This is a genomic window from Pseudomonas sp. Tof1 (genome assembly GCF_055390395.1).
On record NZ_AP024344.1, the window covers coordinates 5,811,611 to 5,836,467 of the forward strand.

Annotated in this window: 18 protein-coding genes; 11 read left to right on the top strand and 7 right to left on the bottom strand. The window is 65.0% G+C overall.

Going from position 1 to position 24,857, the window contains the following annotated elements; translation table 11 throughout:
- Position 1 precedes the first annotated feature (1 nt).
- The 5 genes from ACZ5KU_RS26135 to ACZ5KU_RS26155 all read left to right on the top strand — a co-directional run bounded on the left by ACZ5KU_RS26135 (position 2) and on the right by ACZ5KU_RS26155 (position 4,269).
- Entirely contained in the window at positions 2–667 is a 666-nt protein-coding gene (locus ACZ5KU_RS26135) for an alginate O-acetyltransferase AlgF (protein ID WP_054060202.1), read from the top strand.
- A 139-nt stretch (positions 668–806) separates the two neighbouring features.
- On the top strand, positions 807–2,258 hold the full coding sequence (locus ACZ5KU_RS26140; protein ID WP_054060201.1) for a mannose-1-phosphate guanylyltransferase/mannose-6-phosphate isomerase: 1,452 nt from the start codon (positions 807–809) through the stop codon (positions 2,256–2,258).
- A gap of 202 nt (positions 2,259–2,460) precedes the next feature.
- On the top strand, positions 2,461–2,925 hold the full coding sequence (locus ACZ5KU_RS26145; RefSeq protein WP_054060200.1) for a hypothetical protein: 465 nt from the start codon (positions 2,461–2,463) through the stop codon (positions 2,923–2,925).
- Between the two features lie 107 nt (positions 2,926–3,032).
- Entirely contained in the window at positions 3,033–3,434 is a 402-nt protein-coding gene (locus ACZ5KU_RS26150; RefSeq protein WP_054060199.1) for a thioredoxin family protein, read from the top strand.
- A gap of 10 nt (positions 3,435–3,444) precedes the next feature.
- On the top strand, positions 3,445–4,269 hold the full coding sequence (locus tag ACZ5KU_RS26155) for an SDR family oxidoreductase (protein ID WP_054060198.1): 825 nt from the start codon (positions 3,445–3,447) through the stop codon (positions 4,267–4,269).
- Positions 4,270–4,361: 92 nt separating this feature from the next.
- Here ACZ5KU_RS26155 and ACZ5KU_RS26160 read toward each other — a convergent pair whose 3' ends face one another.
- The 4 genes from ACZ5KU_RS26160 to ACZ5KU_RS26175 are packed head-to-tail and all read right to left on the bottom strand — an operon-like array spanning position 4,362 to position 9,131.
- Positions 4,362–5,222 (bottom strand): efflux RND transporter periplasmic adaptor subunit, encoded by an 861-nt coding sequence (locus tag ACZ5KU_RS26160; RefSeq protein ID WP_054060197.1) that lies wholly within the window; start codon positions 5,220–5,222, stop codon positions 4,362–4,364.
- Between the two features lie 10 nt (positions 5,223–5,232).
- Positions 5,233–5,433 (bottom strand): DUF1656 domain-containing protein, encoded by a 201-nt coding sequence (locus ACZ5KU_RS26165; RefSeq protein WP_010445139.1) that lies wholly within the window; start codon positions 5,431–5,433, stop codon positions 5,233–5,235.
- A complete protein-coding gene (locus ACZ5KU_RS26170) occupies positions 5,423–7,609 on the bottom strand; it encodes an FUSC family protein (RefSeq protein WP_464736456.1) in 2,187 nt (728 codons plus the stop codon). Before ACZ5KU_RS26170 ends, ACZ5KU_RS26165 begins: the two co-directional genes overlap by 11 nt.
- 10 nt (positions 7,610–7,619) lie before the next feature.
- Positions 7,620–9,131: an efflux transporter outer membrane subunit gene (locus tag ACZ5KU_RS26175; protein WP_054061714.1), complete on the bottom strand. Its 1,512-nt coding sequence runs from the start codon at positions 9,129–9,131 to the stop codon at positions 7,620–7,622.
- A 262-nt stretch (positions 9,132–9,393) separates the two neighbouring features.
- Here ACZ5KU_RS26175 and ACZ5KU_RS26180 point away from each other — a divergent pair, with 262 nt between their 5' ends.
- The 5 genes from ACZ5KU_RS26180 to ACZ5KU_RS26200 all read left to right on the top strand — a co-directional run bounded on the left by ACZ5KU_RS26180 (position 9,394) and on the right by ACZ5KU_RS26200 (position 14,733).
- A complete protein-coding gene (locus ACZ5KU_RS26180) occupies positions 9,394–9,801 on the top strand; it encodes a hypothetical protein (protein ID WP_464736457.1) in 408 nt (135 codons plus the stop codon).
- 15 nt (positions 9,802–9,816) lie between these two features.
- Positions 9,817–10,164 carry a hypothetical protein gene (locus ACZ5KU_RS26185; RefSeq protein ID WP_054060424.1) on the top strand — a complete coding sequence of 116 codons (348 nt, stop codon included), beginning with the start codon at positions 9,817–9,819 and terminating at the stop codon, positions 10,162–10,164.
- Positions 10,165–10,170: 6 nt separating this feature from the next.
- Positions 10,171–12,468 carry a hypothetical protein gene (locus ACZ5KU_RS26190; protein ID WP_464736458.1) on the top strand — a complete coding sequence of 766 codons (2,298 nt, stop codon included), beginning with the start codon at positions 10,171–10,173 and terminating at the stop codon, positions 12,466–12,468.
- Positions 12,469–12,565: 97 nt separating this feature from the next.
- Positions 12,566–13,522 carry a LysR family transcriptional regulator gene (locus ACZ5KU_RS26195; protein WP_054060423.1) on the top strand — a complete coding sequence of 319 codons (957 nt, stop codon included), beginning with the start codon at positions 12,566–12,568 and terminating at the stop codon, positions 13,520–13,522.
- Between the two features lie 236 nt (positions 13,523–13,758).
- On the top strand, positions 13,759–14,733 hold the full coding sequence (locus ACZ5KU_RS26200; protein WP_054060426.1) for a 2-hydroxyacid dehydrogenase: 975 nt from the start codon (positions 13,759–13,761) through the stop codon (positions 14,731–14,733).
- Between the two features lie 21 nt (positions 14,734–14,754).
- Here ACZ5KU_RS26200 and ACZ5KU_RS26205 read toward each other — a convergent pair whose 3' ends face one another.
- Both ACZ5KU_RS26205 and ACZ5KU_RS26210 read right to left on the bottom strand, forming a co-directional pair.
- On the bottom strand, positions 14,755–21,063 hold the full coding sequence (locus ACZ5KU_RS26205; protein ID WP_464736459.1) for an NEL-type E3 ubiquitin ligase domain-containing protein: 6,309 nt from the start codon (positions 21,061–21,063) through the stop codon (positions 14,755–14,757).
- Positions 21,064–21,149: 86 nt separating this feature from the next.
- Positions 21,150–22,052: a DMT family transporter gene (locus ACZ5KU_RS26210; protein WP_054060421.1), complete on the bottom strand. Its 903-nt coding sequence runs from the start codon at positions 22,050–22,052 to the stop codon at positions 21,150–21,152.
- A 148-nt stretch (positions 22,053–22,200) separates the two neighbouring features.
- Here ACZ5KU_RS26210 and ACZ5KU_RS26215 point away from each other — a divergent pair, with 148 nt between their 5' ends.
- Positions 22,201–23,076: a helix-turn-helix domain-containing protein gene (locus ACZ5KU_RS26215; protein WP_464736460.1), complete on the top strand. Its 876-nt coding sequence runs from the start codon at positions 22,201–22,203 to the stop codon at positions 23,074–23,076.
- Between the two features lie 42 nt (positions 23,077–23,118).
- Here ACZ5KU_RS26215 and dacB read toward each other — a convergent pair whose 3' ends face one another.
- Positions 23,119–24,639 (bottom strand): D-alanyl-D-alanine carboxypeptidase/D-alanyl-D-alanine endopeptidase, encoded by a 1,521-nt coding sequence (gene dacB / locus ACZ5KU_RS26220; protein WP_464736461.1) that lies wholly within the window; start codon positions 24,637–24,639, stop codon positions 23,119–23,121.
- Between the last annotated feature and the right edge of the window lie 218 nt (positions 24,640–24,857).

Here is a 24,857-nt window from a genome sequence, read left to right on the forward strand (position 1 = left end):
CATGACTTTTACTACTACTGGTAACACCCACGGCCGTACCCTCAAGACCCTGGCCATGGCCGCCGGCCTGAGCCTGCTCTCGCTGCAGGTCTGGGCCGCCGGCGACGCCGCCCTGTACGGCCCGACCGCACCGAAAGGCTCGAGCTTCGTACGCCTGTACAACGCCAGCAACCAGGAAGTCAGCGCCACCGTCGGGGCCACCGCGCTCAACGACGTCGCCCCACTGGCCAGCAGCGACTTCAGCTTCATGCCCGGCGGTGACTACAGCGCCAAGGTCGGCAGCCAGAGCCTGCCGGTGAAACTCGCCCCCGATCACTATTACACCCTGGTCAACAACGCCAGCGGCCAGCCACAGCTGATCGAGGAACCACCGTTCAAGAACAAGCAGAAGTCCCTGGTACGCGTGCAGAACCTCAGCGACAAGGCGCTGACCCTCAAGACCGCCGATGGCAAGACCGACGTGGTCCAGTCGGTGGCCGCCAAGGGTCGTGGCGAACGCGAGATCAACCCGGTGAAGGTCAGCTTCGCCCTGTACGACGGCAACCAGAAGGTCAGTGACCTCAAGCCGGTCGCGCTGGAACGCGGCGAAGCGGCGGTGCTCTACGTCACCGGCAGCGGCAGCAGCCTGTCGCCGGTCTGGGTCAAGCGCCCGGTGTCGACCCGCTGATGAATTCGCCGGACGAACGCGACCTGAGCGTGCGGGCTCGACAGGTGCTGCTCCCGCCAACGCGCATCGTCCGGCACTGGACAACAACAAGACAGCACACAGTAGCTCTGAACCCAATATCGTTTAAAGGAGTAACAGCATGATCCCGGTAATCCTCTCTGGTGGTAGCGGCTCCCGTCTCTGGCCACTGTCGCGCAAGCAGTTTCCCAAGCAGTTCCTCGCCCTGACCGGCGAGCAGACCCTGTTCCAGCAGACCATCGAACGCCTGGTGTTCGAAGGCATGGACACCCCGATCGTGGTCTGCAACAAGGACCACCGCTTCATCGTCAGCGAACAGTTGCAGGCACGCCAGCTCGAAGCCCAGCGCATCCTGATGGAGCCCTTCGGCCGCAATACCGCACCCGCCGTGGCCCTGACCGCCATGCTGCTGGTCAATGAAGGCCGCGACGAGCTGATGCTGGTGCTGCCCGCCGACCATGTGCTGGAGGACCAGAAGGGCCTGCAGCGCGCCCTGGCCCTGGCCACCGTGGCCGCCGAACGTGGCGAGATGGTGTTGTTCGGCGTGCCGGCGACCAAGCCGGAAACCGGCTATGGCTACATCAAGTCGAGCAACGACGCGCTGCTGCCGGAAGGCGTCAGCCGGGTCTCGCAATTCGTCGAGAAGCCCGATGAAAAACGCGCCAACGAGTTCGTCGAGGCCGGCGGCTACTACTGGAACAGCGGCATGTTCCTGTTCCGCGCCAGCCGCTTCCTCGAAGAGCTGAAAAAGCATGATCCGGACATCTACGACACCTGCCTGCTGACCCTCGAACGCAGCCAGCAGGATGCCGACAGCGTGACCCTCGACGAAGCCACCTTCGCCCAGTGCCCGGACAACTCGATCGACTACGCGGTGATGGAAAAGACCCAGCGCGCCTGCGTGGTGCCGCTCACCGCCGGCTGGAGCGACGTCGGTTGCTGGTCGTCGCTGTGGGATGTGCACGAGAAGGACGAGAACGGCAACGTCAGCAAGGGCGACGTGGTGATCCAGGACAGCCGCAACTGCATGATCCACGGCAACGGCAAACTGGTGTCGGTGATCGGCCTGGAGAACATCGTGGTGGTCGAGACCAAGGACGCGATGATGATCGCCCACAAGGACAAGGTCCAGGGCGTCAAGCAACTGGTCAACACCCTCAACGCACAGGGCCGCAGCGAAACCCAGAACCACTGCGAAGTCTACCGGCCATGGGGCTCCTATGACTCGGTGGACATGGGCGGACGCTTCCAGGTCAAGCACATCTCGGTCAAGCCGGGAGCGTGCCTGTCGCTGCAGATGCATCACCACCGCGCCGAACACTGGATCGTGGTCAGCGGCACCGCCGAAGTGACCTGTGACGAAAACGTGTTCCTGCTCTGCGAGAACCAGTCCACCTACATCCCGATCGCCTCGGTGCACCGCCTGCGCAACCCGGGCAAGATCCCGCTGGAGATCATCGAAGTGCAATCGGGCAGCTACCTGGGCGAAGACGATATCGAGCGTTTCGAAGATATCTACGGCCGTTCGACTCCGGTCGAGCGGGGCGTCTCGGTGAAAACCATCGCCCAGTGACTCCCGCGTTCCACCACCTGAGCCCTGCCCGCCGCGTCCCCTATCCGCGGCGGGCAGGGCGCGGGTGCCCCCCATTGCGCTCACAACACTGCCCCCGAATTGTAAGAGCCACGCTCCCTGACAGGTGGGCAAATCTCCAGGATGGACCCGCGCCACCTACACTGTCAGGATGAGGCTTCCCGCATTATCGAGGCATCCGTTCATGTTCATCGGCGTCCTGCTGATCATCACCTGGCTGATCCTGTTGTTGCGCTACCCGGCCAAGGCCTTGCCGGTCTCCCTGGCCGCGCTGGCCGGACTGGGCATGGTGGCCGCCTGGGTGGCCTGGATGGATACCCGCGAAGCCCGGCAACTGGCGCGCCTGGAGATGCGTATCAGCTACGCCCCCGAGCACTGCCCGGCCGACCGACCGCTGCAACTGAAGATGAAAAACGACAACAGCGTGCCCCTGGTGGAACTGCGCTGGCGCATCGCCGCCTACGCTCCGGGCGACACCGTCAACCTCGCCGAAAACAGCTACAGCGCCCCCCGCTATCGCGGTCCTGGCCAGTTGCAGGCCGCAGGAGTCTGGGAAGATTGCCTGCCAATGCCGCCCCTGCGTCCCGGCTACCGTCCACAGACTCTGGAGTTTCGCGCAGAGCGTCTGCAGGGCAGTTTTTCCGGCTGAAACCGACAATGATGGCACTTGGCCACCTGTCATTTTTGACAGGTTACAACCCTCTGATTTTGCCGTTGAATAACCCTTTGGCGGTGCAACCCAGGCAGGGAGTCAGAATGAAGAGCCACACCTCAGTGACCGAGATAAAGACCCGGCGCGCGTTCCGCAGCGAGCTGGGCAGTCTGGAAGTGCCGCTCATCCGCCCCAAGCCCTCGGTCGTGCTGATCTACGGTCGCGGCTGCCCGCCCTGCGAACAACTCAAGCCGCAAATCGCGGCACTGGCCGCCGGGCCCTATCGGGACAAGGTGGCGTTTTTCCAGCTCAGCTATCCGATCTTCAAGCTGATGCAACCGGCTATCGAGATCGAGTTCGTACCCACCCTGTTCTTTCTCGATGGTCACGGTGGCCAGAGCCGCATGCACGGCACCAACCGGGAAAAGATCAAACAGGGGCTCGATTCACTCCTTTTTGTCACGGACAAGGTATTCTCGGAGGTCTTCGACTCCCAGGCCTCATAAGGATGTGCCCATGCCCGTCACCTTGATCACCGGATGCTCCAGCGGTATCGGCCGCGCCTTGGCCGACAGTTTCAGACAGGCCGGCCATGAGGTCTGGGCCACCGCACGCAAGGCCGAGGATGTCGCTGCCCTGGCCGCCGCCGGGTTCACCGCCGTGCAGTTGGACGTCAACGATGGCAAGGCCCTGCAACAGCTGGCCGAACGTATCGGGCAGCAGCCGGCGGGCCTGGACATCCTGATCAACAACGCCGGCTACGGCGCCATGGGTCCGCTGCTCGATGGCGGTGTCGAGGCCATGCAGCGACAGTTCGAAACCAATGTGTTTTCCGTCGTCGGCGTAACCCGCGCCCTGCTCCCGGCGCTGCGCCGCAGCCGTGGGCTGGTGGTGAATGTCGGCAGTGTCTCGGGCGTACTGGTCACTCCGTTCGCCGGCGCCTACTGCGCGTCCAAGGCGGCGGTGCATGCCCTGAGCGATGCGCTGCGCATGGAACTGGCCCCCTTTGGTGTGCGGGTGATGGAAGTGCAGCCCGGGGCGATCGACACCCATTTCGCCCGGAATGCCAGCCATGAGGCCGAGCAACTGATTGCCGAGGAGTCGCCCTGGTGGCCGTTGCGTGAGGGCATCCGCGCGCGGGCCAACGCGTCGCAGAACCGGCCGACGCCGGCCAGCGAATTTGCCGCCGGCCTGCTCAGGGCCGCCAGCCAGCCCAATCCGCCACGTCTGTTGCGCCTGGGCAACGGCAGCCGGGCCTTGCCATTGATGGCGAACCTGCTGCCCAAGGGCCTGCTGGAGAAGGTGCTGATGAAGAAGTTCGGCTTGGGAGGCCGGCTCTAGGCACCATCCGCCGTGATGGCCCCACAACGACCGAGTGAAGCCAGGCGTTGGCGGTGATCTTCGGGGCCCTTGCAGCCTGCCGCTGCCCCAGGTCACTGCGCGGTCGGCTTGACCACCACCGTGCAGGTGATCCCCGCCGCCAGCAAGACACCGTCCGGCACCTCGTCGATGTGAATCCGCACCGGCACCCGCTGGGCCAGGCGTACCCAGTTGAAGGTCGGGTTGACGTCGGCGATCAGTTCGCGGCTCTCGGGGTTGTCGCGGTCGTAGATACCCCGCGAAATGCTTTCCACGTGCCCCTTGAGCACCTGGCCGCTCATCAGTTGCAGGTCCGCCGGGTCGCCGACCTTCACATGGGGCAGTTTGGTCTCCTCGAAGAAGCCGTAGACCCAGAACGAGTTCATGTCGACCACCGCCATCTTCGCCTCGCCCATGCGCGCATAGTCGCCGCGGTGCACGTTGAGGTTGGTGACGTAGCCGTCCACCGCCGCGCGCACCTGGGTCCGTGCCAGGTTCAGTTGTGCCGCCTCCAGTTGCGCCTGGGCCTGCTGGTAGTCGGCCAGGGCCGCGTCGGCGAGGTTGCCGGCATCGTCGCGGCTTTCCTTGGAAATCACCATGTTGTCCAGGTCGGCGCGACGATGGGCATTGACCTTGCGCATCTCCCAGGTGGCCTTGCGCGAGTCCACCAGCGACTGCGCCTGCTTGACCGCGATGCGATAGTGCTCGGGGTCGATCTGCATCAGCAGGTCGCCCTTCTTCACCACCTGGTTGTCACGCACCGGCACGTCCACCACCTCGCCGGTGACGTCCGCCGCGACGTTGATGATGTCGGCGCGTACCCGGCCGTCGCGGGTCCAGGGGGTTTCCATGTACTGCACCCACAGCAGCCGGCCGATCCAGATCGCGAGGGCCAGGACCAGCAAGGTGGCGAGCAGGCTGAAGAGCTTTTTCATCGGGTCGTTCTCAACGGTAAACAGTGAGCGCCAGGGCGCCGAAGATGCAACTGAACAGGCTCAGGCGCAGCAGCGCCGGATGCCAGAAGAAGCGGTACAGGTCATGGCTGGCGATGAAGCGGTCGAGTGCCCAGCCCACCCCGGCGGCCACCAGGAACACCAGGGTCACGGTCGGCAGGTAGAGGCCGTGGAAGGCGATTTCACGAAGCATGGGCAGTTCCTTGTGGGTGGCCCAGGGCCGCCAGCGGCGAACGCGGGTCCAGCAGCGAGGTGCGGATGAAGTGCAGGTAGCTCTGCACCCGGCGCAGCACCGAGGTGTCGAAGTGGCGGGCAAAGGGTTCGTCGGTGGCCTGGACCCGGCTGATGGCGTGGTCCACCGCCACCAGTGCGCGCTCCAGGTTGCTGGCGCCCGGCTGGATGAACAGGCGCATCAGCGAGCGGCCCATGACCCGGATCGACTGGCGCCACGGCTGCGATTCGGCATAGGCCGGATGCACCGGCAGGATCGCCTGTTCCTTGCGCAGCTCGATGATCGCGTGGCCGACCTCCAGCACCACGAACATCCAGCGCAACAGCGAACTCTGCACCTGCGGCTGGCCCGCGGCGAAACCGTAGGCCTGGTGCAGCAGGTCGCGGGTACCGCTTTCGAAGGCCGAACCGAGGCCCTTGAGCCTGCCGCTGATGGCGAACACCACCTGCTCGCGCAGGTCCTGCTCCAGCCGCTGCCAGAGCCAGCGGCTGTTGGGCGGCAGGATGATCGCGCCCGCCGCCGCGCAGACCAGCATGCCCATGACCATGCCGATGTAGTCGTTGATGAAGGTGTAGGGGTTGTAGACCGTCAGGTTGTCCGGGACCGAGCCGGTGCTGAAGAAAATCAGCAGGCCGACCCCCACTCCCATGTAGGCCGGGCGCGAGGCGAGGAAGGCGCCCAGCACGAACACCGGGGCAAGCACCAGGCACAGCAGCGCGAAGCCGTCGATCCAGGGGAACACGAAGAACATCTCGCCAAAGCCGATCAGCGCGCCGAGAAAGGTCCCGCAGGCCATCTGGAACGACATGCGCTTGGGATTCGGGGTCGCGGCCGACAGGCCGACCGTGGCGGCGGCGATCAGGGTCATGGTCGCCCCGCTCGGCCAGGCGGTGGCGACCCAGTAACTGCCGAGCACCAGCAGGATGAACGCGGCCCGGAGGCCCGACGCCGAGGCCGCCAGCCAGTTGGTCTTGGGCACGAAGGATTCGTCCCACTGCTCGCGTTCGTGGCGGTGGTCGGCCAGGGACGCGTGGGTCAACGCATAGCTGTGCAGTTCCTCGACGAAGCGGTAGAGCAGTTCGAAGGCAGTGTGGAAATCCAGCAGGTCGGCTTCGTCCGGCTCGCGCTCCAGGAACGCCGAACGCAGGCTGCGCACCTGCTCCGGCAGGCTCGCCTTGTAGTCGGCCAGTTGCTGCGCCAGGCGTGCGGCATCGGCGTCGGTCAGGCCGCGCCCGGCAAAACCGTCGAGCAGTTCGGCCAGGCCCCGGAAGCCCGGCTCGATCAAGGCGAACACCGTCGGGGCCTGGTCACCGCGCAAGCGCTCCAGCAGTTGGTGCAGGGCATTGAAGCGGGTGGTCAGGGCCATGAACTCGCTGTTCAGCCGGTTCAGGCGACCGTTGCGCCGACGCATGTGCGGATCTTCGAAGACGGTGACGCTGCGCAGGCCCTCTATGCCCACGGCCTGGGCGATGAAACCGATGTTGGCGGTTTCGAACGCCGCGCTGGCATGGGGGCCACGCAGGCCGCTGCTGACGAACCCGGCAAAGGCGCCGAAGCGCTGGTAGAGCGCGTTGCGCATCGCCGCACTGGCGCTCTGCGGCAGGATCGCGGCGCTGACGAAGGTCGAGCAGACCAGCCCCAGGGCGATCTCCAGCACCCGCCACACCGCCGCCATGAACGCCCCTTCCGGGTGTGCCAGGGCCGGCAGGCCGACCATCGCCGCGGTGTAGCCGGCGAGGACGAAACCGTAGGCGCGGAAGTTGCGGTTGCGCGCCGCACCGGCCGAGCAGACCCCGACCCAGATCGCCAGGGCGCCAAGAAACAGCTCGGTGTTCTGCGCGAACAGGGCGATCAGCAACACCATCATCGCCGAGCCGGCCAGGGTGCCGAGCAGGCGATAGAAACTCTTGGCGAACACGTGGCCGCTCTGCGGCTGCATGACGATGAACACGGTGATCATCGCCGTGCGCGGCTGCGGCAACTCCAGGCGCATGGCCAGCCAGAGGGTCAGGAAGGCGGCGGCCAGGACCTTGAAGATATAGACCCAGGTCACGCCATCGCTACGCGCCCAGTCAAAGAAACCGCGACGCCATTCGAGGGAGTACAGCCAGCGCACCGGGGCGGGCAAGGGAGTCATGGGGCGATTCTCAGTGATCGAAGGCGGCCATTACGGCGGGTGGTCTGGACGGCATGCTGCGCTCCGGCGCCGGTACATCGTTGCCTGCACCGAGGCCACCGCCCAGGGCGGTGACCAGCTCGGCGTGGGCACTCAGGCGCGCGGCCTGGACCTGCTGCTCGACCTGCTGCTGGTGAAACAGCAGGGTCTGCGCATTGAGCACATTGAGGTAGTCGGTGAGGCCGCGCTGGTAGGCGATCATCGCCAGGTCGTAGGTTTTCTGCGCCGCCGCCACCGACTCGGCGGCAAAGGCCTGCTGCTTGTCCAGCGACTCGCGGCGGATCAATCGATCGGAAATACCCTTGAGGGCATTGACCAGCGTCTGGTTGTAATGAGCCACGGCGATGTCGTAGCCGGCCGTGGCTTCGCCCAGTTCGGCACGCAGGCGGCCGCCATCGAAGATCGGCAACGAGATCGCCGGGCCGACGCTGTAGTTGAATTTCTTCCCGGCCAGGAACTCCAGCATGCCGCCGCCGGTGGCCATGTAGCCGAGGCTGCCGACCAGGTCGACGTTGGGGTAGAAACCGGCATGGGCCACGTCGATGCCGCGGGCCTGGGCCGCGACCTGCCAGCGGCTGGCGACCACGTCGGGGCGCTGGCCGAGCAGGTCGACCGGCAGGGCCGACGGCAGTTTCAGTGCGGTGCGCAGAGACAGCGATGGACGCTTGAGGCGCGCGCCCTCGCCCGGACCGAAACCGGCCAGGGCCGCCAGCTGGTTGCGGCTCAGGGCGATTTCCTCGTCCAGCGCATCGAGCTGGCGGTGGGTTTCCGGCAACGGCGCCTGGGCCTGGCTGACTTCGAACTGGGTACCGATGCCGCCTGCCAGGCGGCGTTGTGCCAGGTCGAGAATCTGCGTCTGCTGGGTCAGGGTCGCCTCGACGATATCGCGCTGGGCGTAATGCAGCGACAACCGGATGTAGGCCCGCACGATGTTGCCCTGCAACTCCAGGCGGGCCTGGCGTTCCTCGGCGGCACTCATGTGTGCCAGGTCCACGGCGCGTTCGGTCGCGTTACTCTCGCGGCCCCAGAGGTCGAGGGAATAGCTCAGGCCAAGGGCCGCATTGTTGTCCCAGGTGTTGGAGCCAGCCAAATCACCGGGCCCGTAGAACGGATCGGTGGCCCACTTGTGGCGCTTGAGGGTCGACTGGCCGTTGACCTGCAGCGCCTCGGCCGATTCGGCCAGACCGGCCAGGGCCCGCGCCTGGCGCACCCGGGCGGCGGCCATGGCCAGGCTCGGGCTGCCTTGCAGGGCCAGGTCGAGCCATTGGTCGAGTTGCGGATCGCCATAGGCCTGCCACCAACGGGCTGTCGGCCAGTGGGCATCGCGCGCGGCGCTGCGGATCGCTTCGTCGGTGGAAAGGGTGTTGGCGGCGAGGCTCTTGCCTTGTGGGGCAATTCCTCCGGTTCCGATGCAGCCGCTGATAGCCAAGGATAAAGCCCAAACACTGAGAGTCTTCAACTCTCTGCTGATGCGACGCGGCACTGCTGCGAATTCCCGACATGGATGGAGAAGCTTTGGAGCGGCAATTCTAGGGGGCGCCCGGCACGGCGATAAGCGTGGATTCCTGCGAATATTTGTTACCGTTCCCGCGATAATCCGTCGCAGGCGATGGCGAAATGACGTGCCGGAGCGACCCGGTCCATGAGCGCATTGTGATATTGGCGACCCAACCGCCATGCCAGTCTGAATCCATATCGACGTTGTCACCGGACTGACAATAAAAAACACAAGTCAGAGGCATTCCATGAATCTGTCTCTCGAACTACGCAAGCGCTGTGGTCTTTACCGCTCCCTCGCCCCTCCCGATCCCCTGGATGCATTGCAACACTGCCTGCTCGACGACTTGCGAATCGCGGTCGAACGGCGCGAAGACCGCTTGCACCTGCTGACTCTGGATGGCGATCCCTGCACCCTCGAGTACGCCGACGGCTACCGGGTCAGCCGGGCATTGCAGGGCGTCGGGCACGTCGCGGTACGGCACTGGCAACAGCTCAACCTGAGCCTGTGCCGCAGCCACATGAGCATCGACTGCCAGGAGACGACACCCGTCGTCAGGGGGCTGATCCGCCCGGCCCACTCCCCGGAACAGGTACTGAGAGAACTGACCACCTTCTTCAACCTCTCCAGTGCCGCCAAACACTCCGCCGACTGAAACAGGACGCTCACCATGTCCGAAGCCATCCGTGATGACTTCATCCGCCTTCTGAGCCGCCAACTGCCGGACCCGCCGGCCGACTACTTCCAACTCGCCACCGATTGGGATCAGCACCGGCTCTGGCTGGAGTACGACCGGCCAAGACTGCTGCTCATGCTCGCCCGCCCCGATGCACCGGCCGGTAGTGGCTCGCCCGACTTTATCGTCCAGGGCCCCGATGCCCCCGTGATGCTGCTGTTCGATACCTGGTTCCGCGACCAGGCGGTCAAGGCCCTGTTCGTCGAACCCTGCCTGGGCGAAAGGACCGGCATCCTCGACGCCTGCGATTTTTTCCTGCGACGCTGCCAGGCGCCGGAGTGACGAACCATGAAGCTCTCCAGCGCGGTGCAAAACAAGCAGGCCCTGTTTCCCAGCGATCCTGCAGCCCCCAGGTTGCTCAGCTTCACCCGCATGGACTCGTACCACGACGAAGCCCCGTCGCTGAACCCGTCCCCGCAGGACCTCACGCAACACCTGCAAGGCGTCCAAGCGGCCCCTGCCAGCCAGGACCGCCCCCCGACAACCGTTGGCACGCTTTCCCATCACTTCCTGGAAAAGCTGGCAGACAGCCCGCCTGCCCGGCGTGCCACCCAGCAAAAGCTCTACCGACAGTTGCTGTCGCGCACCAGCGGCGCCCCCGACCCGGCCAGCCTCGGCAAAAAGGAGGCACAGGCCTGCTACGAGTACTTCAAGGCGGCCCAGCAATCATTTGACGAACTCGCCCGCACCGGCGCCGAACCACAACGCCAGGAGCACGAGGAGCAACGCGACCTGTGCCGGATGCTCAAATGGCAGTTTCGTGCCAGCCGCGACCAGCGCAGCAAAACCGTGCTGGACCAGGCCCTGGCCAAAAGCCGGGCCACGGTGGCCGAGGGTGGCTCACTGGGTAACCAGACCCGGCTGGGAGTGGGCATGGGGGTACCGGGCATGGCCAGTATCGTGCCAGGCATGGAGCTGTCCACGGGACTGAGCACCACCCAGGGCCGCATCATCAGGGATACCACCAGCGTCAGCGCGGGGGTGACGGCAAAGTTGTCAGCCAGAGTGGCCTCGGCAAAGGCAGGTGTGTCGGTCGAGAAGTCCACCGTCCGCAAGTACGGCGATATCGACGCCTATGCCAATGCCCGCAGCCGCTCCAAATGGACCTGGTGGAACGGCTCCAAGCGCGACATGCTCACCCAGAGCCGCAACCTGTTCGCCAGTTGCAACCACTACAAGCGCAACATCCGGCTTGCCGCCCAGAGCCAGCTCTACCTGGAAAAAAAGCTGCGGGAAAACGGCCTCGCCTCGCCGGGGTTCGAGCGACACAGCCCCAAGGCCCAGCCGTTCCAGATCGAACGCGGCACGCGGGTTGCCCTGACCGGTAGCGCCGAATTCGATGGCCTGGGCGTCGTCACGCTGGGGGCGACGGTAAAGGCGGACATCCTGCACACCACGAAAAACCAGGCGATGGATATCATCGGGTTGCATGACAGCTACCCGGAGCTCGCCAGAACGCGCCTTGATAGAACACACCGCGACAACACCACAGCGCAGCAATTAATCAGCGCCATAGACGAACATGTCGACAACAGCAGCGAGCAACTGACCAGCGCGGTACTGCGCAATCTGGACTCCCGCAAGCGAAAAGAGCTCACAGAGGCAGTCGACAGCCGCTCCCGGGAGTTGGCCAACCAATACATCCATCTCAAGATCAGCAACGATATCGCTGAAGACTCGAAAGAGGACCGGGCCATCAGCCAGCGGTTCACGGAGCATGCACTGCTGCTGCGCCCGGACAGCCTGAAGATCCATACGGCCAAGGCCGACACCGAAACCCGGAGCATCAGCACCGAAGCAAAACTCAAGGTCGCCGCCGGTGCCAGTGCGCAAACCTCGGTGAAACTCAGCCTGTCGTCGGTCAAGGACGATGACCCGCACCTGAGCGGGACCTACCTGGACCTTACGCTCAACGGCCAGTTCAACAGCCTGGAAAGCCTGCAGAACCTGGTCTCGAGCGGCCTGTCCCGGCTCGGCGTCAACGGCTTCGACCCGGCGCCTATCGTGGCGATGATCGCCGGCACGGTGGTGTATCAGCAACATGGCGTCTCGGCGACGTTCTCGCTGAAGATCAAGGAGGGGAAACCGGTGTTGCTGTTGAGCCAGAAACTCCTCACGCAAACCGACAATGTCAATCGGACCATCGATACCCCCACCCCGCTGACGGTCGAGGTCGGCCTCGGCGGCCATCTGCACAGCCTGCTCGGGGAACAGCTGGGCAGCCAGTCGCTGGACCTGTTGTTACCGCTCGCCCTGGGCAAACTGAGCAAGCGCACGCAGGCCGACATCGACTGGTGGGACGGCTATGTTCACAAGCATGCGAACGCCTTCGACAAGCTGCTGAACAATATTGCCAATGGCAGCGAAAAGACGCTGATCGTTCAGGAGCTCGAAGAAATCAGGAGGCGCATCTCACCGGCTGGAAGCCACGTCGTCGATAGCCTGTTCGAGGCCGCCAAGGCCGCCCGCGACAACCTGGACGAGCACCACCTGCAACTGGCCCGGGAAGCCCTGAAGGAGGTGTTTTTCGCCTACATCGACGACTACTATGACGCCAAGGTGAAGAGGGCCTGGCGGGTCGAATGAAGCCGATGGCGCAAAAGCGCCACATTCGGGCGGAGACAAGCTGCACATCGCCCTGTTACTTCGTGTCACAATTTACCATCGCCCCAGAGAGAGCCCCATGGACACTTTGCAAAACATGCGCGCCTTCAGTTGCGTGGCCGAAGCCGGGAGCTTCACCGCCGCCGCCGTACAACTGGACACCACGACGGCCAACGTCTCGCGCGCGGTCTCCAACCTGGAAGCCCACCTGCAAACCCGCCTGCTCAACCGTACCACCCGCCGTATCGCCCTGACCGAAGCCGGCAAGCGCTACCTGCTGCGCTGCGAACAGATCCTGGCCTACGTCGAGGAAGCCGAGGCCGAAGCCAGCGACGCCCATGCGCGGCCGGCCGGGCTGCTGAAAGTGCACACCATGACCGGGGTCGGCCAGCATTTCGTGATCGATGCGATTGCCCGCTACCGCAAGACCCACCCGGACGTGACCTTCGACCTGACCCTGGCCAACCGCGTGCCGGACCTGCTGGACGAGGGCTACGACGTGTCCATCGTGCTCGCCAAGGAGCTGCCCGACTCCGGTTTCGTCTCGCAACGGCTGGGCATCACCTACAGCATCGTCTGCGCTTCGCCCGAGTACGTGAAGGCCAACGGCTGCGCGCGCAAGCCCAGCGAACTGCTCAACCACGCCTGCCTGCGCCTGGTCAGCCCGGTAACGGCCCTGGACAACTGGACCTTCAACGGCCCGGATGGCCAGGAGGCGGTGACCCTGTCCAGCTCGCCGTTCCTGGTGAACTCCGCCGACGCGATGAAAACCGCGATCACCAGCGGCATGGGCGTCGGCGTACTGCCGGTGTACGCGGCCATCGAAGGCCTGCGCAACGGCAGCCTGGTGCGCATGATGCCCGAGTACCGTTCCCAGGAACTGAACCTGTACGCGATCTATCCATCGCGGCAGTACCTGGATGCCAAGATCAAGACCTGGGTCGAGTACCTGCGCGGCTCGCTGCCGGAAATCCTCGCCGCCCACCAGGCCGAGCTGGCCGCCTATGAACTGAGCAGCGTACGCCTGGCGACCTGAGACGGTGGAAGAGCCCAGGATTGTGTGCAGGCTTGAGGGCCCCTTCGCGGGCAAGCCACGCTCCTACAAGGTCCGTGTCGAACCACAAATCCGCAAGCGACTGATGACCTGTAGGAGCCGGCGGTGCAGCGATCCGACTTGCCCGCGAAGGGGCCCTCAAGCCTTACTCGCCCCTACAGCCCCCCGGCGAAAAATGATAGCGTGCTTGCTATCCCCGCCGTTCGATGAGCTTCGCGATGAAAAAAACCGTACTTGCCTTCAGCCGCATCACCCCTGCCATGGTCGAGCAACTGCGCCAGGATTTCGAGGTGATAGTCCCGGATCCCAAGCTTGGCGATCTCAGTGCCCAGTTCGACGAAGCCCTGCCCCATGCCCACGGCCTGATCGGTGTCGGGCGCAAGCTGGGCCGCGCCCAGCTGGAAAACGCCGGCAGGCTCGAAGTGGTTTCCAGTGTCTCGGTCGGCTACGACAACTATGACGTGGCCTACCTCAGCGAACGCGGGATCATGCTCACCAATACCCCCGACGTGCTCACCGAAAGCACCGCCGACGTCGGTTTCGCGCTGCTGATGAGCACCGCTCGCCGGGTGGCCGAGCTGGATGCCTGGACCAAGGCCGGCCAGTGGAAAGCCACCATCGGCCCGGACCTGTTCGGCACCGACGTCTATGGCAAGACACTGGGTATCGTCGGCCTGGGCAATATCGGCGCCGCCGTCGCCCGCCGCGGCCACTTCGGTTTCAACATGCCGATTCTCTACAGCGGCAACAGCCGCAAGACCGAGCTGGAGCAGCAACTGGGGGCCCAGTACCGCAGCCTCGACGCCTTGCTGGCCGAAGCCGACTTCGTGGTGCTGGTGGTGCCGCTCAGCGAGAAGACCCGCCATCTGATTGGCGAGCGTGAGCTGGGCCTGATGAAACCGGGGGCGATCCTGGTGAACATCTCCCGCGGCCCGGTGGTGGACGAGCCGGCACTGATCCAGGCGCTGCAGGCCGGCACCCTGCGCGGTGCCGGGCTGGATGTCTACGAGAAGGAGCCGCTGGCCGAATCGCCCCTGTTCCAGTTGAAGAATGCCGTGACCCTGCCGCATATCGGCTCGGCCACCCATGAAACCCGCGAAGCCATGGCCAACCGGGCGCTGGCCAACCTGCGCAGCGCCCTGCTCGGCGAGCGCCCGCAGGACCTGGTCAACCCGCAGGTCTGGAAAGGCTGAGGCGTTTGCGACCGATCGGCCTCAGGCACTGCCCAAGGCCGATACCCCCTCCTTGAGCAGTGCCCGGATGGTCCAGTACCTGACCCAGACCGAACGCCGCGTGTTGTACTGGAACTGGCTCATCCGGGTACGCCAGAGCAGGCGATACTCGTTGTCTTCCGGATGGCTGTCGTACGCCAGCAGCTTGCCGAAGACCCGTTGAAAATCGGCGTCATGGGCATGAATCAGGAAATTGCTCCAGACATCGTTGCTCACCAGGAACCGCACCAGCGCAGAACTGCCATCCTCGACCGGCATGGCATCCTCCTGGGGCAGGTACTCGGGCAACACCTCGGGCGGCTCCGGCGCAACCTCCTCGGGCAACTCTTCGAGTACCTCACTCAGCAACATCCGTGACGGATCGGTGACCGGTGACTGGGGAGACTGCACGGCAAGCTCCTGGCTCAGCACCTGCGCCTTCATCTCTTCGATCTGTCGTGGGCTGAGCCGTACCGGGCTGGTGCTGAACAGGCCATTGAACTGGTCGGGCAAGGCCAGGTCCCGCGCCAGTGCATCATAGTAGGCCCGATACCAGAAAAGCGGCGACGTATGCCGGACAGTGCTTGCCAGGCGCATGGCCTCCAGGCGGAACTGCCCTCTCAACAGTGTCAGCAAGCGGGACTCGGCGGCCTGAGGCTCCAGCTTCAAGGCCTCGTGGCAATTCACGGCAAACTCCAGGCGGTTGAAAATCTGGTAACTGGTGGACCCCGAATAACGCCAGTGCCCCTCGATCTGAAACAACCGGTTGCACAGGCTCAGGCTCTGCGAGGCCACCTCGAGCACTCGCCAGACCCGCGCACTCAGATCGTTGCGCGCCCCCTGATAGTGCACACTGAAGAAGGTCGGCGGCGAGCTCATGCGCTCGAACAGCAGGAAGAACACGTCCGCCCCCGGCAGATCCCTGAGCTGACGCCACAGTGCGATCCTGTGCGGGGTCTTTTCGCCACCCACCGCCCAACGGTCGATCCCGAACGTGGACGATACCGGCAGGTCCTCAATGCCGAAGTTCACCTGCTGCTCATGCCGTTGCCGGTAGTTGAGAATCGCACTGAGTGCCTGGGAGGACAGTGGATTACCCGACAGATCGGTCCCATGACAGAGCTGATCGTTCCCATTGAACAACTGCACCGGCAGATCGCTGATGGTGTTCATCCGCAGCTCAACCCTCACCAGATCCCTGAGCCCAAGCAATCCGGGGGGCCATTCGTGAATACCGGTGTGACTGAGCCGCAGCACCCGCAAACGCTGCAGGCTGGCAAAATCGGGGAGCACGGCCAGCGGGTTGCCATTGAGATTGAGTTCGAGCAGTTGCGTCAATCCCTCCAGCTCCCGTGCAGTACCCCGGATCAGGCGCACGCGGTTGTTCTCCAGCGACAGCACCTGCAGCTTCTGCAACTGGGAGATACCGTTGGGCAGGCTGCTCAAGCCGCTACGCTCCATGCGCAAGGTGGTCAGCCCGGTGAAGCTTCTCAGGAACCGGCTCAGGTAGCGAACGCCTTCCAGTCCCATGTTGTTCATCGACAGCAGCGTGACATGGCTGAAATCGGCATTCAGCTCCGGCAGATCCTCGACTTCCAGGCCGTCGAGCACCAACACGTAGGACAACGGCGATTGCGCCCCGGTGCTCTGGCGACGCCAGCAGCGCCGGATACGCCGGGCAATCTCCCGACGCGGGACGACCCGGCTATCGACAGAGAAAGACTCGGGCTCATAGAGCAGCGGTGCAGCCACCCAGGCAGCCAGTTCCTTCCTGAGCCGGCGATACTCGGCCTGCAGCCCCTCGACAGCCCGGGTGCGTTCCTCGGTCGTGCGGCCCAGGTCCGCCAGAATGCTGAACAACTGCGCATCGCTACAACCGCGATAGAGCCCCCTGAGCTTTCTGAGCAGGCCGGGCGGATAGCCGCTCGCTCTTGCCCGTCCGGTCAGCGGATAGCCCAGCGTGCCACCGACCAGGCGCACCAGGCGTTGCGGCAGGTGGGCCCAGGGCATGACCGGAGATTGTCCGAGCAGGCGCCTGAGCTGATTGCGATCACTTGCCGCCCTCTGGAACATCACCCTTTTCAGATCCTGCTCGACCGTCTCGCCGAGATGAGCGATCCCCAGAGTGGTACGCCGCAATTGCGGCAAGGCCAGCAGCACGGCGGAAAACGGATCCTCATGAACCGTCGCCAGGCTGCGGGCACCATCGCGCTCCATGGCGAACGATTCATAACCCGCATCGCTCTTGACCAGTATCCGGCGAGTCATGGCCGTATCGACCCCGACACGGGCGATCAACGGACCGGCCGCCGTATCGCGGCGCAACTCGATCCGCAGGCTCGGCTCCCAACCGGGCAAATGTTCGAGCAACTGCAACAGCAACGTATCGTTGACGTCGGTTCTCTCGGTGGGCAGGCACAGGCTCTCGTACAGCCGGCAGACGTCGATCTCGCCACTCAGGTAGCGGGCCTCCTCGGCCAACCCCAGCGGCAGCCGCCGGGACTCGCGAATCAGCCGGCATTCGGACGACTCCGCCTGCTCCAGCATGGCCTGCGCCAGTTCCTCACTCAGTGACGGAAACTGCTCCCGGACAACGCTCACCAAGGGCGCGAGTTCACTGGAGGCCTCAGCACGGGCCGGCGGGCGGGCCAGGCCGAAGTGCCGGCTGACCTCGTCCAGCAGCGGCACCGGCACCTGGTTCTCGAACAGCAGCCGACCGGGCAGGCTGTCCGGCACCCCACTGGTGCCCAGCACCTGGCGGACCAGACTCTCGGAAAGCTCCGGGCCGTCCCCCAGCAGGCGCCGCAGCGCCCGCTCCGCGCTCCAGGCCAACGGCTGCTCGAACTCATGCCACCAGCCGCCGCGCCCATTGTGTTCCAGCAAGGGCCCATAGGCGCCCATGGCCGTCGGGTGCCGCCCCCGCCACTCACCGAACAAACCATCCCACTCGACTTCATGAAAGTCTTCGCCAAGGCGTACCAGCCAACGCCGATCCAGCGTGTACAGCCCTGGCACAGCCGCCACCGCAAGGGGGCTGACCGGAAGCGGGCGCGCATACTGTTCCAGCCGAAGCCCCAGGCTGCCGTCCTCCCGACGCAACGTCAGCAGATAGGCAAAGATGCCGTCGCGCAGCGACTGGATGTCCTGCGGCGAAGACATCCCCAGCAGTCCCTGCTCCCGCGTCGAGAGCGACGCGGCCAGTGCCAGATAGAAACTCTGGCTCGGCACCGACAGGTCGACGTTCGGCTGGTGGCGTGCCTGCAACGTGGAGTAGGTGCCTTGCCCGTATCGACGCAGCGACAACCGGTCCGCCACGGGCAGGGCCGCACTGTCACCCTCGACCCACCTCAGGCCGCTGCCCAGGCGATCATGGAGAAAGTCGTCGGCGATGCATTGCAACCAGGCATCCGTTGACTCATGGAACGAACGCACCTGGCGAATGCCATCCAGCACACGTCCCAGGACGCTGAACTGCTGCTCGCGATCCAGGCTGTAGCGCAGCCGATAAGGCACACGTCGAGCGTCCAGCAACTCCCCGACCTGCGTCGACGACAGCGGATGGTCGCGCAGAAACCGCGCCAGCCTGGGCAACGACAGGTGTGGATACAACAGGCGCAGGGTCACCACCGAATGCGGCATGCCGCCGAGGAATACCGGCAGGTAGCCGATGGCGCCGCTGCTCGAGGCATGGGTACTGGTGCCGGCATCGATCTTCAACCAGCCCGAATACATGCCCAGAGCTTCGAACAGTTCTGCCGAACGTTCACGCGCCATCACGCCGAGTTGAAGACGCACCTCGCCCACCAGCACACGTCGCACCACCGGCTCCATGCCGCCGATCAGTGTCTCACCGGGCAACAGGCCGAGGATCAGGTCGAGCACGCCGGCTTCATGGGCCAGGGTGGTCATCGCCGCGCCGGCCACCCCGGAATGCTCGACGAAACCGCCCTGCGCCAGTTGCCTGATTTTCACCGAGCGACTGAACATGCCCAGGCGCTGGCGCCGGCCATAAACCTGCTGCAGTTCGCCGTTGCTGTCATGAACCCGCAGGCAAAGGTCCTCGGGCCAGAGTGACAAGTGAGGCAAGAGGCAGAACAGCACACGCAGGGACATGGGCGACAGCAGGCCCTGCTCTTCGTCGGCGGCCACGATCCCGGCGATCCCCTGCTCGACCTCGAAACGCTCCAGCGCTTCAACCAGTGCCGGTTGCGGCGATTGCCCCGACCAGACCTGGTCCAGGTGATCGCGGGAAACGCCACTGGTCTCCAGAACCCGCCGCAACTGCTCCGGGGTCCCCCCTTTCAGAGCGACCATGCGCTCGAGCAGGCGGGTATCCGAAAGCGTTCGACTGTCGTCGAGGGACACCGACCAGCGCCGGGACTCGGGATCGTAGGCCATCGGCGGGTGAAATGCCGCAGGGTCGGCCGGGACCGCCCGATAACCCGGCAGGATTTTGTCGTACTGCAGCTCGACCGTCAGTTCCTGATCGTTCTCCCTGGCCTGGCCATACAGCTTGCCACCCTGGCGGCCCAGCCCGTCGCCATCGAACACCGAGGCCAGTTCGAGACGCTTGCGCGCATAAGGAATCAGGCTGTCTTTCCACAGGCGGGTGACCGTGCTCCCACCCGGCACCATGCGGTACCGGTCCAGTTGGGCGAACTCGCTGGCAATGTGTCGCGAAGCCAGGCGCCCGGCATAGCCATGCAAGCCGCCCATCAGCAACAGGCTGCCGATTTCCAGCCCAGCCTGCAGCAGGCTTTCCGGATGGCCCTGCCCGGCCTGCTCGATCCCTTCGTACAGCTCCATCACCAGATTCATGCCCAGGGCAGCCGTGACGATCCGGCCGATACTGCCCAGCCCTCCCGGCACCGGCGTCAGCAACAGGTCGAGCAAATGGTGCATGAAGGTGACCACCCCCTCCTTGACCGCCCGCCAATCCTGTTGCCCCTTGGACACCGCCATCGCCTCGACATTGACGCGAAAACGCCAACTGTAGAACGTGCTCAACGCCTGCTGTGGATCCTGCCCGGTGGGCTGGTAGGCAAACTCCAGGTCATCCAGGGTCCGGACCGGAAACACCCAGTGAAAGGCGTCGTAGAGTTTCCCGGCGGCCCAGTTCAGGCCCTCTGGCTTGTGCTCGGGATCGAGCAGTGGCCAGAGCCGGCCCTGCTGCTCGAAGGACAGCGAGGAGATCAGCCAGCCCAGTTGTCCGCGGGCGTTGTCGACCTGGAGCAGGGCCTTGAACTCATGTTCGAAGGCCGCCTGCGACACGTGGTGACGCAACACCCCGCCCGGCCGTTCGGCACAATAGCTGTACAGCCCGACCACCCCGGGGACCCGGATGATCAGCAACGGCAAATGGAAACGCCCGTGGTCCGAAGGACTCGACGAAAACAGCTGCAGGATCGCCTCCTCGATGGTGAATTCCACCTCGGCGATACGGCCCGGCAGCGAGTCCGGCAGCTTGAGCGACACATGCTCGACCTTCAGCCAGGGCAGGCCGAGTTCCAGCGCATCGCGCAAGGCGTCGAACAGTTCCCGGCTCAGGCCGCTGTTGTTGGCATTGCGTGGCGCGTCATAGAGGTTGAAGCGGAACAGGTCGTGCATGTGCGCGCTGATCGCCCGGCTCAGCCCGGCATCGGGAGCCAGGGCCTTCTCGACCCGCTGGCGCAGGTCGGCGCCCAGGTTCAGTTCCCGGACGATGCGGATGAAATCGTCCACCTCGAGCAGACCGTACTTGCTGACACTCTCTGCCCCCTGGTCATGGCTGATCCAGCGGCCTTTCACTTCAGGGAAGTCGAAGAAGGCGAAGTTCAGGCGTGCGGCGTCCCACAGCGACAGCGTCGCCACCTCCACGACCGTCACGCTACTGGTATCGAGTGCCCGCTTGAAGATCGATGGCAAGCTGCCAGGCGTCTGCGGATCCAGGGCATAGGCGGTGTGCAGATAGGTGGTTTGCGGGTCGAGGTCCAGGCGGCTGATCTGCTTGAGCCACTTGCGCAACTCGCGCAGACCGTTCTGTTCGAACTCGTCGAGCAGACGCCGGCTCTCGGTATCCAGGGCATTTCCGGTCGCGTTCAATGAATGGAAAAGACCGAGCCAGGTGCGCTGCTCCCTCTCGTTCAGCGGGCCCATGGAAGCCTGGAACGTCTGGGTGATATGGTCGAGGACCTGCTGCCGGGCCCAACTGTCACGGGAATGCAGGCCCGGGTTCTGGCGGGCGACGAAGGCGTCGAGCTGCGGGTCGACGCCCGCAGCGATATCGGCTGGGAGTAACGCGGTGGTTGGCGATGGTGGTTCCGGCGGGCTCATTCGGCCTCCCTGGCAAGCGTTGAAAACGCCAGCCTAGAAAACCGCGACGGTCGCCGGGCGTTAGCCGGGTATCACGCCGACCGGGCTCATGCTGTCTTCACCGCCACCGCAGGCCGTGGGGCAGCGGGCTTGCGGAACACCAGCACGTTGCCGGCCATCACCGTCAGCAGCCCGAGCAGTGCCGGGGCACTCCAGTGGTAACCCTCGGCATAGGCCGAGACGTTCAGCGCCACCAGCGGGAACAGCACCGTACAGTACGCGGCCCGTTCCGGCCCCATGCGACCGACCAGGGTCAGGTAGGCGGTGAAACCGATCACCGAGCCCGGAATCACCAGGTACAGCAACGAGCCGATATAGCGGGTGTTCCACTCCATGGCGAAGGGAATGCCGCTGAGCAGGCAGTAGGTGCCGAGCATCGCCGCGCCGTAGAGCATGCCCCAGGCGTTGGTGGTCAGTGGCTTGAGCCCGGCCTTCTGCTGCAGGCTGGAAAGCAGGTTGCCGGCCGAGAAGCACAGGGTACCGAGCAACGCCAGGCCGAGGCCCAGCGCGGTATGCGGGCCGGCGCTGTGCCCGGACAGTTCGGGCCAGAACAGCAGGCCCAGCCCCAGCAGGCCCAGGGCGCCGCCCAGCAGCACGTTACGGGCGATCCGCTGCCTGAGGAATACCCGGGCGTTCAGGGCATTCCACAAGGTCGCGGTGGAAAACACCACCGCCACCAGGCCACTGGGAACCCACTGGCTGGCGGTGAGGAAACACATGAAATTCAGGCAGAACAGGCACAGGCCCTGGGCCAGGCAGATCAGGTGACCCCGCCGGTTCATAGGCTGCAGGCGCCGGCTGAGCAGCAACATGACGAACAGCACCAGCGCCGCCAGGCCGAAGCGATAGACGATCGACACCGGAATCGCCACCACGCCCAGTTGCAGTTTCAAGGCGATCCAGGTGGTACCCCAGATCAGTACGGTGAGCAGATAGAGAAAGAGGTTCATGGTGCGGGCTCCTGAAAGTCCGGCCCAGTCTGCGGCCATGGCGCAGGCTCGCGCTTGCAGAAACTTGCGCTTTTGTCGCGACGGTCATCGCCTGGGGCTGGCAGCCGGCCCGCGAGGGAGTAGCATGCGAGACGTTGGAGAACAGACCATGTCCGCACTGGATACCCTGCAAGTCTTTCAAGCCCTCAACCGCTCGCCCCATTCGCGCCTGGAACACAGCGCCGAGCTGGGCGACGGGCTGGCGGCCGCCATCTGGAGCAACCACCACGATGCCCAGGATTACGAGGCGCCCGGCCATCACACCCTGTCCTGCTACCTCGCCGGTGGCACCGGCACCTTCCGCCGTGGCCGGCCCGAGACCAAGGGCGGCCCGGACAAGCTGTGCATCCTGCCGGCCGAACACCAGTCCGGCTGGGTGATCAACGGCAGCATCCGGCTGGCGCACCTGTACTTCAGCCCGGAGCAGTTCGCCCTCGGTTGCGTCACCCTGCTGGACCGCGAGCCGCGTGAACTGCAGTTGCAGGAGCACACCTTTCTCGAAGACCCGCAGCAGGCCGGCCGCTTTCGCCAACTGATCGGGCTGGACTGGAACGAACCGGCGGAACGCCTGCTCGGCAGCAGCCTGGCCCATGACCTGCTCGATCATGCGCTGCTCAACCAGGTCGGCCTGCGCCAGGGATTGCGGCTCAAGGGCGGGCTGGCCGCGCATCAGCGGCGCCTGCTGGTGGACTACATCGACCACCGGCTGGAACAGCCGTTGAGCCTTGGCGAGCTGGCCGGGTTATGTACATTGTCCGAATATCACTTCGCGCGGATGTTCCGCCACAGCTTCGGCCTGCCGCCCCACCAGTATGTCCTGGCGCGCCGCCTGGCACGGGCGCGGGTGCTGTTGCGCGGCAGTGCCCGGCCACTCGGAGAGATCGCCCTGGCCTGTGGTTTCGCCAGTGCCAGCCACTTCACCAACCGCTTCCGCCAGGTACTGGGGGCCACGCCCGGCCAGTACCGGCAGGCATTTCTGTACTGAAGGTCGAACACTGCTCCCTGGACTGCCCCCACAGGCCAGGGCTCAATCGGTCTTGTTGGCCAGCGCCGTCACCACCTGATTCTCGATGTCCTTGATCGCCCAGCCGCCCACCCGGTAGTTGTTGGTCAACATGGCGAACACCAGCGGTTGTCCGTTGCCGCTGGTGACGTACCCGGCCAGCGACGACACGCCACGCATGCTGCCGGTCTTGGCGTGCACATTGTTCGCCGCCGCCGTGCCGCGCAGACGCTTGCGCAAGGTGCCGCCGACCATCCGCTCGGGGTTGCCGGCCACCGGCAGCGCCGCGTACCAGGCGTTGAACCAGGGCCGGTTGCGCACCGCCAGCAGCAGATCGCTGAGGGTCCGCGCCGACACCTGGTTACGCCGGGACAGGCCGGAACCGTCGAACTGCTGCAAACCGGCCGGCGAGACGCCCTGGCGCTGCAGGAAACCGCTCACCGCCGCCGCGCCCGCCACCGCCGTGCCGCTGTTGGCGGTCTTGCGGCCCATGGCCTTGAGCAGGATTTCCGCCATGTTGTTGTTCGACAGTTTGAGCAACGGCGGCATCAGCTCCGCCAGCACCGGCGACTGGTGCTCCGCCAGCGGCCGGGCCTGGGCTGGCGTGGTCAGTCCCAGCACGCTGCCACCTTCGACGACGATACCGCGCTGGAGCAGCGCGCTACGGAACACGTCGGCCACCAGCCCGGTCGGCTCCCAGACACTCAGCTGCACCACACGCTCGGCGCCCTTGGGCAAGGCCCCGCTGATCTGCAGCAGGTTGCTGCCGGAGGCCCGGCTGACCACCAGCGGACCACCACGCCCGGTGATCGCGCGATTGGCCAGGGTCATGTAGCGGTTCTCTGGAGTGAAACTGACCCGTGGAGGCTGGCGTACACCCGCGGCCCGCACATTGACCAGGATCGAGCCGGCATCGAAGTCGGCATTCGGCGACACGCTCAACGCGGAAATCTGCGCGGCGAAGTACTGCTGCTCATCCGCCGGGTCCCAGTCGAGCCCGAGGCGCTGGCGGTCGAAAGCGGTGTCGTCGAGGATCAGCCGGCCCCGCACCCGGGTGATGCCCTTGCGGGCGAGATCCGCCGCCAGGGCCTGGTAATCCTCCTGACGCATGCTCGGGTCGCCGCTGCCGCGCAGGTACAGGTCGCCGACCAGCAGCCCACCCTGCTGCACGCCGGTGCTCAGCACGGTGGTGGAAAAACGGAAGTCGGCGCCCAGCACGTCCATGGCCGCCGCCGTGGTCACCAGCTTCATGCTCGAAGCCGGCACCAGCCGGCTTTGGGCGTTGTATTCGCAGACCAGACTGCCGCTGCCCGCCTCACGCACCACCAGCGAGGTCACCGCCCCCTGCATGACCGGGCTGCGCAGGGTGTTGTCGAGCCCGGCGCAGAAATTCGAACGTGGCAGCGGCAACGGCAACTGCGCCGCCTGCAGGATAACCGTACGCACCGGCTCGGGTGCTGGCGGCGCCTTGCTGGAACAGGCCCCGAGCAATGCGCAGCAGACGACCACGACGCCCCTGCCGGTGAAACCTTGTAGCCAATTCATCCAATGCCCCAACTTCAATTGACACAGACACAGAAGAGCCGCGCGGCAAGGCGCGGCCCATCACTCAACGAGGCACATAGGAAAAGGTACTTATCGAGTCAACAGAAGGAATTATGCGGTAACAGGGCCCCGGGAATCCATGCAGGATAGCCGGCTTTCCCGGGACATGAAGCGCTCGGACAGCTGCGGTTAAGGTGCCAGAGGGTGAGCCTGCCGGC

What these genes read in the sequence shown, in the direction of transcription:
- dacB (WP_464736461.1), bottom strand. Translation starts at nt 24,639, where the DNA reads ATGAATTGGCTACAAGGTTTCACCGGCAGGGGCGTCGTGGTCGTCTGC.
- ACZ5KU_RS26185 (WP_054060424.1), top strand. Translation starts at nt 9,817, where the DNA reads ATGTCCGAAGCCATCCGTGATGACTTCATCCGCCTTCTGAGCCGCCAA.
- ACZ5KU_RS26200 (WP_054060426.1), top strand. Translation starts at nt 13,759, where the DNA reads ATGAAAAAAACCGTACTTGCCTTCAGCCGCATCACCCCTGCCATGGTC.
- ACZ5KU_RS26180 (WP_464736457.1), top strand. Translation starts at nt 9,394, where the DNA reads ATGAATCTGTCTCTCGAACTACGCAAGCGCTGTGGTCTTTACCGCTCC.
- ACZ5KU_RS26190 (WP_464736458.1), top strand. Translation starts at nt 10,171, where the DNA reads ATGAAGCTCTCCAGCGCGGTGCAAAACAAGCAGGCCCTGTTTCCCAGC.
- ACZ5KU_RS26135 (WP_054060202.1), top strand. Translation starts at nt 2, where the DNA reads ATGACTTTTACTACTACTGGTAACACCCACGGCCGTACCCTCAAGACC.
- ACZ5KU_RS26150 (WP_054060199.1), top strand. Translation starts at nt 3,033, where the DNA reads ATGAAGAGCCACACCTCAGTGACCGAGATAAAGACCCGGCGCGCGTTC.
- ACZ5KU_RS26205 (WP_464736459.1), bottom strand. Translation starts at nt 21,063, where the DNA reads ATGAGCCCGCCGGAACCACCATCGCCAACCACCGCGTTACTCCCAGCC.
- ACZ5KU_RS26160 (WP_054060197.1), bottom strand. Translation starts at nt 5,222, where the DNA reads ATGAAAAAGCTCTTCAGCCTGCTCGCCACCTTGCTGGTCCTGGCCCTC.
- ACZ5KU_RS26215 (WP_464736460.1), top strand. Translation starts at nt 22,201, where the DNA reads ATGTCCGCACTGGATACCCTGCAAGTCTTTCAAGCCCTCAACCGCTCG.
- ACZ5KU_RS26170 (WP_464736456.1), bottom strand. Translation starts at nt 7,609, where the DNA reads ATGACTCCCTTGCCCGCCCCGGTGCGCTGGCTGTACTCCCTCGAATGG.
- ACZ5KU_RS26145 (WP_054060200.1), top strand. Translation starts at nt 2,461, where the DNA reads ATGTTCATCGGCGTCCTGCTGATCATCACCTGGCTGATCCTGTTGTTG.
- ACZ5KU_RS26165 (WP_010445139.1), bottom strand. Translation starts at nt 5,433, where the DNA reads ATGCTTCGTGAAATCGCCTTCCACGGCCTCTACCTGCCGACCGTGACC.
- ACZ5KU_RS26140 (WP_054060201.1), top strand. Translation starts at nt 807, where the DNA reads ATGATCCCGGTAATCCTCTCTGGTGGTAGCGGCTCCCGTCTCTGGCCA.
- ACZ5KU_RS26155 (WP_054060198.1), top strand. Translation starts at nt 3,445, where the DNA reads ATGCCCGTCACCTTGATCACCGGATGCTCCAGCGGTATCGGCCGCGCC.
- ACZ5KU_RS26195 (WP_054060423.1), top strand. Translation starts at nt 12,566, where the DNA reads ATGGACACTTTGCAAAACATGCGCGCCTTCAGTTGCGTGGCCGAAGCC.
- ACZ5KU_RS26210 (WP_054060421.1), bottom strand. Translation starts at nt 22,052, where the DNA reads ATGAACCTCTTTCTCTATCTGCTCACCGTACTGATCTGGGGTACCACC.